9 protein-coding genes and 1 other annotated feature are annotated in these 11,066 nt (G+C 60.2%); of the genes, 4 read left to right on the plus strand and 5 right to left on the minus strand.

All coding sequences use genetic code 11. The features are described 5' to 3' along the window. Positions 1-80 precede the first annotated feature (80 nt). From ACIHAX_RS35190 to ACIHAX_RS35210, 5 genes are all read right to left on the minus strand, one after another. Positions 81-716, minus strand: a complete 636-nt coding sequence (locus ACIHAX_RS35190) for an IS3 family transposase (RefSeq protein WP_397281950.1) — start codon at positions 714-716, stop codon at positions 81-83. Then, positions 624-752 (minus strand) — a sequence feature (AL1L pseudoknot). Its footprint overlaps the gene before it by 93 nt. After that, the gene (locus ACIHAX_RS35195) at positions 713-1,039 is read right to left on the minus strand and encodes a transposase (protein WP_051021519.1); all 327 of its coding nucleotides are present in this window, start codon (positions 1,037-1,039) and stop codon (positions 713-715) included. It overlaps the preceding feature by 40 nt. Before ACIHAX_RS35195 ends, ACIHAX_RS35190 begins: the two co-directional genes overlap by 4 nt. Positions 1,040-1,278: 239 nt before the next feature. Beyond that, on the minus strand, positions 1,279-1,854 hold the full coding sequence (locus ACIHAX_RS35200) for a hypothetical protein (RefSeq protein ID WP_397281952.1): 576 nt from the start codon (positions 1,852-1,854) through the stop codon (positions 1,279-1,281). A 998-nt stretch (positions 1,855-2,852) separates the two neighbouring features. Continuing rightward, positions 2,853-5,204 carry a hypothetical protein gene (locus ACIHAX_RS35205; protein ID WP_397281955.1) on the minus strand — a complete coding sequence of 784 codons (2,352 nt, stop codon included), beginning with the start codon at positions 5,202-5,204 and terminating at the stop codon, positions 2,853-2,855. Positions 5,205-5,325: 121 nt separating this feature from the next. Next, on the minus strand, positions 5,326-6,399 hold the full coding sequence (locus ACIHAX_RS35210; protein ID WP_364438775.1) for a polyprenyl synthetase family protein: 1,074 nt from the start codon (positions 6,397-6,399) through the stop codon (positions 5,326-5,328). A gap of 764 nt (positions 6,400-7,163) precedes the next feature. On the opposite strand from ACIHAX_RS35210, the gene ACIHAX_RS35215 reads away from it, so the two are divergent. From ACIHAX_RS35215 to ACIHAX_RS35230, 4 genes are all read left to right on the plus strand, one after another. Further along, entirely contained in the window at positions 7,164-8,189 is a 1,026-nt protein-coding gene (locus tag ACIHAX_RS35215) for a zinc-binding dehydrogenase (RefSeq protein WP_397080541.1), read from the plus strand. 259 nt (positions 8,190-8,448) lie between these two features. Continuing rightward, entirely contained in the window at positions 8,449-9,525 is a 1,077-nt protein-coding gene (locus tag ACIHAX_RS35220; RefSeq protein ID WP_397281957.1) for an aromatic amino acid lyase, read from the plus strand. An 11-nt stretch (positions 9,526-9,536) separates the two neighbouring features. Continuing rightward, entirely contained in the window at positions 9,537-10,394 is an 858-nt protein-coding gene (locus tag ACIHAX_RS35225) for a hypothetical protein (protein ID WP_397281959.1), read from the plus strand. Then, positions 10,394-11,053 (plus strand): O-methyltransferase, encoded by a 660-nt coding sequence (locus ACIHAX_RS35230; protein ID WP_397281961.1) that lies wholly within the window; start codon positions 10,394-10,396, stop codon positions 11,051-11,053. The genes ACIHAX_RS35225 and ACIHAX_RS35230 overlap by 1 nt, the downstream gene beginning before the upstream one ends. Positions 11,054-11,066: the final 13 nt, after the last annotated feature.

Genomic DNA, 11,066 nt, shown 5'->3' on the forward strand with positions numbered 1-11,066 from the left:
TGGCCCCGGTACTCACGAACCCGCTTCTGCTGCGGACCAATTCCCACCTCGACACCTCCACGATCGAGGTGTTGCAACGATCAGTTGAATCCGGCTTGACTGCCTGCGTCGGTATGAAATATCAGGCCGGGCTCGACCGGATGCCCGTAGCGCTCACGCCGCCACACGGCCATGTTGAGAGCTTTGGACACCAACGCGGTCGTCTTCGTGGCCGCGGCGGTCCAGCCGACGATCGCGCGGGAGTAGGCATCGAACACGAACGCCACGTAGGCCCATCCCGACCACGTCGAGACATAGGTGAAGTCCGCGACCCACACCAGGTTCGGAGCTGCGGCGGTGAAGTCGCGGTTGAGCTTGTCGGTGGCGCGCACGCCGTCCTTGGCCGGGATGGTGGTGCGATGCGTGCGGCCCCGCACGATACCGTTGAGCCCGAGTTTACGCATGATCCGGTCGACGGTGCAGAACGCCACGTCATGACCCTGGCGACGCAGATAGCGGGTCATCTTGCGGCGCCCGTACATCTGCTCGGGCCTGCCCTCGAGATCTCGTAACGCGTTCTCCACGTGAGCGTCGGCGATATCGCGGGCCGAGGGCGGCCGACGGCGGGCCTTGCGGTAGGTCCTCGGCGCGATCTGCACTCCGTGCGCGCGCAACGCACGACAGATCGACTCGACACCGTAGACCCGACGGTATTCATCGATGAACCCGACGATCACCGGTGTCGCGGGTCGAGTTCCCGCGCGAAGAAAGCCGACGCCAGTTTCAGGATCTCGTTGGCCTGCTTGAGGTCTCGGACCTCTCTGCGCAGCTTCGCCAACTCCTCACGCTCGGCCGAAGACAGGCCGGGGCCGGCTTGCCCGCCCGGCCGTGCCCCCTCGGCCAGAGCCTTCTTGATCCAGATCCGCAGCGTCTCGAAATGGACATCGACCAACGGCGCGAGAGCTTGGGCGGCAGCATACGGAGTCCCGTACTCATCGAGACGCTCGAGAGCCAGACGCACAGCCTTCTCACGAACCTCGGGCGGGTAACGCTTCGACATGATGGCGACCATCTTCCTCTAGGAAGAAGCGGCCCCCAACCCGTGACGGTTCATGTTGGCCATCACATACCGCGCCGGAGTCGTCCTGGCCCTGATAGTTGAATGGCTCAAGTCATGGGGAGACACAACCTACCATCAGGGGTGCAATTTGCGTGAACACGCAGAAGGCGCCTCACTAGGGAAATCGCCTCGAACGGACCGGCGCCGTCCGAGGCGGATTTCGTCTGTCCGGGCGGGAATCAGCGGCCGAGCGTGATGTTCACGACGCACCTGTCGACGGCTTGCACGAGCTCGTCACCGGGGGCGATGTTCAGCGGCGCGGCAGATGCCGTCGGAAATGTCGTGTTGTCGCGTGCGCCGCTGGTACTGGCGTACACCTTGCCGCCACGTACCACCCACACATCGGACCGGTCTTTCACCGCACCACCCTGGTCGATGATAGAAGCACCAAAATACGTTGTGCCGCCAACGTTGATTACTGTGCCGTTGATGATCCGCCAACCGGTGCGTGTGAGACCAGGTTGGACGAGTTCGACGACACCGGTCGCTGCGGGTGCGCACCGTGCGTCGGAGGGGCCGAACGGACTCGTTGGAGCATGGCGTGGCGCTGGCTGGTCGGTCCGCGCCGATGCTGACACGGCCTCGCTCCTGGTCGAGATTGCGGCTGTCGGCTCGCCAACGCTTAGCACTACGCCGACGAGGACGATCAGAACGATCGTCGCCAGCACTGCGCCGCCGACAGCGAGTAACAGCGTATTGACACGGCGGCGAGCGGGATTCGGCGAGGCAGGATGCTGTGGTGGCTGCTGAGTCACAGGTCTTCCGTTCTGTTGGTGTAATTAGCGATCGGCTGATGCTGGCTGGCTGCCCCGCCGAGAGGTTGCACTTGGCGACGACGCCGGACCTCCGCAGTCGCGCGGCCTCGCGGTTATATGATCGTGGCTTGCAAGCGCCGCTGGGACTTGCGCACGAACTGCCGAACGCACTGGCGATTTGGTCGAGTAAGCCGCCGAGGATGTCATCGGTACCCTCGGCCGCCGCGGCGCTCGGCGCCGCGATCAGCAGCGCGGCCGTGGCCGTCATGACGGCGAGTGCCTTCAACATCGAGTGCCTTCAACATCGAGTAACCCTTGCTCTCGATCGAGAAAGTTCAAAACGAAGATTCGTACGGACTCCGGCTCTTCCCCGGCACGGATCCATCGCGCGGCTATATCCTGACAGGACCTATATTTTCGCGCAACTAGATCCTGTAAATTTGCCATCAGTGATACTACGTACGTCATCAGCGCATAGCTGCCGATGCGTATCTGTGCCTGCACCCACAAACGGGCTGCAGCGGAAATCAGCTTCGCCCTGGATGCTCGCACCGTCGAGTTGTGGGTAGGGCAAAGAAATGCACCATCTAATAGCGGAGATCATGTATGGACCAAAGCTCCGACTTATCGCATGCACTCGTAAATGTGAGAATGCGATTGGCAATGTACGATGGCGGCCATTTCCATGGATGAGCGCCGCCGACTGATCGTCCTAAGATGCGACGTGCGCACTTCGGGCAATCCTCTCAGTGTCGGCCGTCTACGATGAAGCAGGCGATCTTGGATGCAGGTAAGGCGCTTGCTGACGCTTCCTTGGTGAATGGATCGCGAGCAAGGAGGTACGGCGACTTCATGCGCCGCTCGATCTCCAGATGTCTGGATCTTTGGCGAATCGATGGAGAAGGGTGAAATGACCTGCCATAGCGACTAGCCGACCGTCGGGTGGATATCGGCGGTGTCGGTGCAGGCAGAGTTCAAGCTGCGCCGAAGACCCGAATTTACCATGGGGCGTAGGCAAGTCCTCCCCTGTCGTCTGCCTGCCTCCTGTTGTGCATGATTTTCAGCGCGCCCATCGCTGCCGAAAGATACATGCCACTCTTCAGAAACATGTATTCGAGGAGCATCCACAGGAAATCTGTCATCCGGGTATCTGCCGGGTCGCATCCCAGAGCGCACGACGTGATCAATTCACATAATTGTTGTTCGAGTTTCAATACGTGCGATTCAGAGAACTCGGCCTCCCTGAAGTAGGCGTTCTCAATATCCACGGTGATGAGTTTCGCCAATGCAATGGCATCGACCCCCAGAGGCGCTGCGGTATCGCGGATCAGCTTCCCGTATTCGGTTCTGCCGAGCGATGACTTGCCGGGCAAACCATCGCTGTTCTCCAGCATATGGACCAGCCCTTTACCTGGATCCAAGTCCACGTAACGGTGTTCATATTCGAAGGTGCCGTTATAGATTGACGGAATGATCCTGTGCCTGCCATTGCTCAACTGCCAGAAACAAGTCGCGAGTACAGATAGGCCCGGCGCATCATATTTGTATCTTTCGATTATGTATTGCAAGCCGATACCGAATCTCACATAAGCATTCTTCACCGAATCATCGTCGATTTTTCCGTCGGTCAGCGTAAGAAATAGATTGCTCGGTTCCTTGACGCTGATATCGTAAGCGAAATCGAATACGTCATTCAGCAGCGCCAAAAAACCGATAACTTCGGTCTCATCGTTGGTCCACATGGTATACGGTATGAGTTGGCCAGCCATGCCGTCGATAGCCCGATACTGGAGCATGGCGCTCTTGTCTTTCCAGAGGATCATCCGGTCATTCACGAAACCCAGGCGCCGGGCCGTTTCCTCTACCCTGGCCTTACATCGAACCATTTCTCCATTCATGAGGTTGCACAGAACACCCGTTGCATCCAATGGCGGCAGATGTTCGAATAACGAGTCTACTTTCCTCGCCACCCCGAAGACCCACTCCTTCAATGATTCGCTTCTGCTTTCAATTGCATAATCGTAGAAGAAGATATTCCCAGCAGGCTGCACCAACCTGCCCAATTCATTTCCAAAAACGATAAAATAAGCAACCATGGTGTTGGCGGTTGCCTGAGGGCTCCTCGATATACCGACCAAGGAGTCACGGGGGAACATGTGATCCCATGCTTTCGATCGCAATCGAGGAAGCCCGTCACCTTTCTGGATCGACCGAACTCGCACTGCCTCCTGCGTGCTCGCCGGTCGCGCGTCGGCATCGATCTGTACTACGGAAAACAGGTTCTCTTCCAGGGATCGGATACCACACGCCTCCAAAACCATGCCGACTCCGACCACTGCGGACCATTTTGACAGTTCGGCTACATATTTTCCCGCGCTGGATTGAATATCATACGCGCCGATGGCTTCGAGTCCGACCTGCAGAGCATGTACCGCAGTGTCGCACAACTCCTTTGCTTTGTGATCGGTGGTGTAGGCCGGCAGCGCGCAGAGCCTCTCCTTCATCGTGGCCACAACCGGTCCTGTCGACGTTTTCTGCACCAGAAGGTAGCAGTAGCCCTCGGTCCGGATGCAGATGGGCCACGTACGAACCTTCGGCTCTTCCCATCGAACCGTCAGAACCGCATCGAATGTATTGCCGTCGGCAGCACCGGATGGTGCCTCCTCGACGTTGACACCGACCAGAAAACAGTCCTTCTCCAGATTGTCTCGCCTCAGGTACCGAACCATCCGACACAATTTCTCGAAGCCGACCGGATCGTATCGCACGGCACCCGTGCCGTAGACAAGCATTCGGGATGATCTGTTGCGTCCGGTGTCACCGCCCATGGTGACTTCCCCTGTGTCATGGAGTGTGCCGTCCGCTTCCCTGCGAATCTCCTCGATCTCGTACACGTCAATCTGTAGGAACTGGACATGATCCGGATCAGGGTTGAATGGTGGAAAGGTCACTTCCTCGATAGGGTCGGCCACCGTTCGCGGATATGGCACGGCATCGGTGAATATTCTTTCCGCTCCACGCGTTTTCACGATCTGCGCCGTAGAATCGCCTGGTCCTAGTCGTTCCGGTCGACGTGCTGGATCGCCGCTACATACGATCAGGTCGCTGCGAACGGGTTCCCGACCGAAAACGCTTTCCTGGTCCCGCAGGCGATAATCGTATGATTGTTCGTCCTCGAGTAACGCACTGTCGTCGATACGATTCAAGGCATGATCGACTCGGGCCTGCGCAATGATAATGTCACTGACAGGTCGTTGACAACTGTTCCTTGGATATACACCGACGCGATCGGTCTCCCCGTTTTTTCGATAGACCGGTCCGCTGGAATCCGATGAATAACTCGGTGACATGCTGCCTCATTCCATGTGGTGGCGATGGAAGTGGATCTCCGGATTGATTTTCACATGTAATGTGTTGAATGCAGATCGGACTCTTCTCGAGCAAGATCTGCATATCGAGGAACCCTGCTGGTCATCGGTCTCGATGGGTGATCAGGTCGACCAGACTCAGCAAGTCCGCAGCGGCGCCCGGTTCGGGGCGAGCGTGTTCGAGTATCCGGCGGGCGATCGCGCAGTTCTCCCGGGCCGTGTGTTCGGCCCAGTCCCGGCCACCTGCGCGTTCGATCAGTCGCGCCAGATGTGCCTGCTCCGTCGGATCGAGTGGTTCCGGGTCGGCATAGCGGCTGGCCAGCTCTGCACTGGCGGGAGTCGCGGAGTTCAGAGCGGCCACCACGGGCAGCGACTTCTTGCGCCGCGCCAAATCCGCATGGATCGGTTTGCCGGTCAGCGAGGGATCACCCCAGATTCCCAGCAGGTCATCGACCAGTTGATAGGCCAGACCCAGATGCAGACCGAACTGACGCATCGTCTGCAACCGGTCGCTATCGGCCCCGGCAGCCCACGCTCCCAGTTCGCACGAAGCGCCCAGCAGCGCAGCGGTTTTCCCCTCGGCCATACGCACACATTCACTCAGCGAGACCGTCTGCCGATTCTCGAATGAGAGATCTTCACTCTGGCCTGCGCACAATGCCCGCAGCGCTCGACTGAGAATCTGCACCGCGACGGTATCCTGTGCGGCGAGCACATCCATCGCGACTGTCAGGAACAGGTCGCCGGTCAACATAGCTGCGGAGTGCCCGAATTGTGCCCAAGCTGTGGGACGATCCCGGCGGGTTCGATCGCCGTCCATGATGTCGTCGTGCAGTAGTGAGAAGTCGTGCACCATCTCCACCGCCACGGCGGCGGCCACTGCCCGCTCCCGCGCGGCGTCGGCGGGACCCGTGCTCAGGGCTGCGGTCGTCGTCAATACCAACGCCGGGCGAATCACCTTGCCGCCACCGTTCATCGGGAGTCCATGCGCATCCCACCACCCAATGTGATAGCCCCCGATCCGAGCTATCCTCTCGGGAAGACTGCCGACAATCTCCCGGTACGTCGGTTCGAACACCAGTCTTGCGTCTTCGAGTATTTCGGCAGCCGATTTTCGCCCACGCGCCTCAGCAGTAACCGCCACAGCGACAATCCTCCGAAAATCATGTGCGAGCACGCGGATCCGGATCCGCGTATGGAGGTCAGGCCCTTGCACGCCCGTGATCCGGCCACGACGGATTATGCCATCACCTTCTGGCCAATAGTGTCTGTGCGCGCGACATTCACGCGCATCCGGAGAAGAAGTTGAGACACGTACGTAGACTCTTCCATCGTAACGATGCGAGTTCGGAGTGCGGATCGTCGACCGCCCTCCACCCAAAACGGGTCTTGCCTCAAGATATCGGTTCCCCTCTACTCATCGAGACTTGGCACCGCGAGGAGCTGTTGCCTGGAAGACCCCCGGATTCCAGCGTATCGACATCAGGTGATCCTTTCGCCGAACCATGACACTTGGGCCCTAGAATGAAGGTCAGATCCGCTCTCTTTACCCAGGTGCGGACTAAATTTGCGTACGTATGTCCAGAATACTTCCCGATTGTGCGACACTGCGATTCAGTGAAAAATGCTGCTAAGCGTGCGTGACGCAGCAGACAGGGTAAGCAAGATGGGAACGGTTGCGGCGTGCATGCACATATCACTCGACGGCCTCGTGCGCAGAGGATCACCAGATGTGGTGGCTGGTTACCGGATTATCCGATGACTATGAGCTTCGTTTCCATTCGCGCGCAGCGACCGGCTCATCGATGCGGGAATCATCTTGTAGTTGCCGCTGCACGCGTGAATGGCCTTAGATGTCGGCAATTCTCTTGCTTGGCTTCTCGATTCGCCGATCGAGTACCACCCATCGCCGATTGGAAGATGAAAGGTTGAATATCGGCAATGAAAGCAGTGTTTTTCGACGGGCCGGGACGTATCCGTGTTTCCGAAGTTCCCGACGCTAGAATCGTCGAGCCGACGGACGCGGTCGTAAGAGTCACCTTGTCTTCTATCTGCGGTACGGATCTTTCGGGCTATCACGGGCATCCCGTGCTGCCCGGTCCCGGCGCCGGACACGAATTCCTCGGTGTTGTGGAGGACGTCGGCGAGCAGGTGCGTCTTCTGCGTCCCGGCATGCTGGTGGTTGCCCCGTTCATGTGGTCGGACGGCGAGTGCGGGCCCTGCCGCGCCAGCATAACGTCCGCTTGCGAGCAAGGTGGTATGTGGGGCGGTGAGCAGGCTGGCGGCCAGGCCGAGGCCGTCAGAGTTCCGTTCGCCGACACGACTCTGGTCCAGTTGCCCATGCTAGCCGATGACGAGCGACTGCCCGCGGTGCTCACCCTCGCAGATGTCATGGCGACAGGCTTGCATGCAATTCGAACTACAAGGGTTTTCCGCGGGGCGAGCGTGGCAGTGGTCGGTGACGGCGCTGTGGGACTGTGCGCGACCCTGGCGGCGGCCCTTGCCGGAGCCGAACAAATCATTCTACTCAGCTCACACCCTGGTCGTGCCCGCCTCGGGAAACTCTTCGGTGCTACCGATCATGTTCCCGAGCGTGGCGAGCCTGCCCATGAGCGAGTGCTCGACCTGACCAAGGGTCGAGGCGTCGATGCGGCGCTGGACTGCGCCGGCGGCGGACAACCGTTCCACACGGCAGTCGCAGTGACCCGGCCCGGCGGCTCGGTCGGTGTAGTTGGAGCACCACACCCGGAGGGAGTGGACCTGACCTACCGATTCCTGCGGAACGTCACCGTGACGGGCGGGTTGACTCCGGCACGAGTCTATCTGCCGTATCTGCTAGACGAATTGCTCACTGGCCGACTGGATCCCGCTGCAGTCTTCGACCTGACGGTGCCGCTCGACGACATTGCCACGGGCTACCGCGCCATGGCCGAGCGCACCGCTATCAAAACGCTCGTCCGAGTATGACGAGGTGAGCACGACAAAAGAATCATCCGACGATTGTCGTTATAGCGATACGAATCTTCTCGCAAGCGGGAGAAGTCGAGCACTTCCCTTGCTTGAAATAATCTCGATCGACTGTCCGCAGGCCAGCGTCGAAGAAATCCGCTGTTATGAGTATTGCCACCTTCGATCTGTCTTGCCAGAAAGTTCGTGTCGCATGAGAAACCCGTCAATGCCTGTCGCGTCCAGATCGCTTACGGCCACCATTCGAATACTGGATAGGATGACTCGGAACATTCTGAATCGGTCGGCCGAGCACATCCAAGTCGCGGTCGTCGATCAGACGCTGAAACGCGTCGGCGTGCGTCACGCGTTCCTGTTCGGGCCACTGGTTGCATTCCCCAGCAATGAGGACGCTGCCGACCAATGCGATACGGTCTTCCACCACTCGCCAGCGAGCAAGGGTGCAGAGTTGGCTCCTCGCGTCGTGCGCACGACGGTGTTGGCCTGTTCGCGGTCTCTGGCGCGTGGTCACTCGGTCATTTCTGCGGCAGTATCGCCAGCACTGGTGGCCGTGCTGGGCATGGAGTACGCCCCTACGATGGCCGGAGTCCGAATGCCCGCTGGCGAGACACTTCGAACGGCTGGTCTAGCACCCTTCATATTGGACGGGCTAGACGCGCTCACGTTTGTGAACGGCACTTCGCTGACCGCGGCGGCGGCCGGATTGGCAGTCGCATCGGCTCTCCGGTCGCATATTGTCGCCATGATATCGACTGCGTTGTTGGCTGATCTTCTGGGCAGCGATCCGATCCTCCTTTCCGACGAGTCGCAGGAGCCCTACGGCAAACGCTGCACTCCACAATCGCTCGGCGCAACCCATTGGCCTTCCCGCAACGGGGCACGGTGGAGCATGGGGGAAATTCCTTCGGCGAACCGCAATCTGATGTTGGCGACGAGGCCCGGCAAGCAGGATGGCGTGCAGGGCGTTCGGCCGGCCACGGCGGCGATCGTCGCGGCGATGTGTCGAGCGGCCGCACCCGCTTCCATGCGCAGCCTGCCGACCAACGGCCACGCCGGGGACGTCGTGCCTTCCGGTACGCAGGCCGCATTGAACGCGCTCGACCTGGCGGAGTCGTTGCGCTGGTTACACGGCTCGCTGGCGGTCGGGCTGCGTCAGGCGGTGCACGTTGGCGGACGCGAGCCCACCTCACCCGCCAGCGCAACGATCCTGCACCGCTTGATCGCCCTGGTGCCCGCGATCGACCCCGAACGGCAATTGGAGGTGGACGTGCGCTGCGCGGCAGATCTCCTCGACACGATCGCCGACGAGCACGACGATCCCGTCGACGCGCGCTGAGGCAGGCCTTGATGGTTGTGTACCGACAGGTCCGAGCAGGCAGGAATGTTCGCCGGAATGCGCTCGACCCGCTGTACTTGCCGCCGCCCGCCTCGGCGTTCATCCCCTGTCGGCACACTGACCTGTCGCCCCGCGGTGTGCCGTGGCACACCTCGATTTCCGCGACGGCGTATGCGCCGCCATCAGTGGAGGACGCCGCGGTGTACCGGTGGATTCTCGGTCACCATGCGTCTTTTTGCGTGTGGCGGCTTTTGGCGCAGGCCCTTCGCGACCTGTCCGCCGGATCAAAATCCACCTCAGCGCTGGTCGACCGAACCGCGCTGCTACTCGATGCGTACTCGGTACTGATACTTTACGCGGGCTCTTGTTCCACTGAAATCCACGGGAAGACCATACGTCCCTTGGTGATGGCCGCCGACCCGGCCTTCAGCGATCGATGGGCACGTGATTACGAGCCCGTGCACCCGTTATTACGCGAAATTAGTGCGACGCACCATCTGAGCAAGTTCACTCCACTGTCGAATGCGCTGAAATCCAATCTTATCGTGCACAGGGCAGCGGCCGCTCATCTGGTGCCCAATGGTGAGTCGCTGTTGCGTAAGTACAGCGACGATCCGATGGAACCGCCGACCGAGGCGCAACAGGAGATCAACGACCGGGTTTTCCTGGTTGAGCGTATCCCGATCTGCAGCAACGAGTTCTTCGCACAATTCGCGACCAGGCTGGGGCAGGTGCGATCCGACCTCGTGCACCGGCCGCTTCCCGTGCCCTGCGGATGGGCGGGCCTGCCGAGCGCCCATGCTGACGTCGTCACCCGATTCCACCGCGAGAGCGGTCGCGTTTTGTCGAAACTAGAAGGAAGCTTGTAGTGAACGCATTCAAAACAGTCATGCCCCAGCGACTCTATGAGTACCTGCTGGCGCATTCCGAGCCACCGAATATAGTGCAGCAGAAACTTCTCATCAGCACCTTGGAGTCGAGCGAAATCGCAGAAATTCAGGTTCCACGTGAGCAGGCCGCCTTCCTCACCCTGCTGGTGAGGTTCATGGCCGCCGAGCAGATCGTCGAAATCGGCACGTTTGCCGGTTATTCCACGCTGGCGATGGCACTCGGACTTCCGCCGCACGGCCAGCTGATCGCTTGCGACATCTCGGCGGAATGTAGCGCGATCGCCCGTGACTCCTGGCATGCCGCCGGTGTCGCCAACCGGGTCGAAGTCCGGCTGGGACCGGCAGCGGAGACCCTGCGGGACCCGCCTGAGGCTCCCGACACCGATCTCGTGTTCATCGAAGCCGACAAAGTCGACTACATCGACTATTGGGACCAACTCGTGTCTAGAGTGCGTCCTGGCGGCATCCTCGTCGTAGACAAGGTTCTGTACTACGGCGAGGCGGCCATCGACAACCCGCCGGGCAACGCCAGAGCCATCGGCGCATTCAACGATCGGGTCCGTAACGACGACCGCGTCGAGTCTGTGAGGCTGCCCATCGCAGACGGGTTCGCCGTAGCCAGAAAGAAGGACCTGTGAGAACGCCAGCAGC

It is taken from the genome of Nocardia sp. NPDC051929 (assembly GCF_044548645.1).
Classification (GTDB): Bacteria; Actinomycetota; Actinomycetes; order Mycobacteriales; family Mycobacteriaceae; genus Nocardia; species Nocardia sichangensis.

Coding starts and splice junctions, on each gene's coding strand:
- ACIHAX_RS35195 (WP_051021519.1), bottom strand. CDS start 1,039: ATGTCGAAGCGTTACCCGCCCGAGGTTCGTGAGAAGGCTGTGCGTCTG.
- ACIHAX_RS35205 (WP_397281955.1), bottom strand. CDS start 5,204: ATGTCACCGAGTTATTCATCGGATTCCAGCGGACCGGTCTATCGAAAA.
- ACIHAX_RS35215 (WP_397080541.1), top strand. CDS start 7,164: ATGAAAGCAGTGTTTTTCGACGGGCCGGGACGTATCCGTGTTTCCGAA.
- ACIHAX_RS35220 (WP_397281957.1), top strand. CDS start 8,449: ATGACTCGGAACATTCTGAATCGGTCGGCCGAGCACATCCAAGTCGCG.
- ACIHAX_RS35225 (WP_397281959.1), top strand. CDS start 9,537: ATGGTTGTGTACCGACAGGTCCGAGCAGGCAGGAATGTTCGCCGGAAT.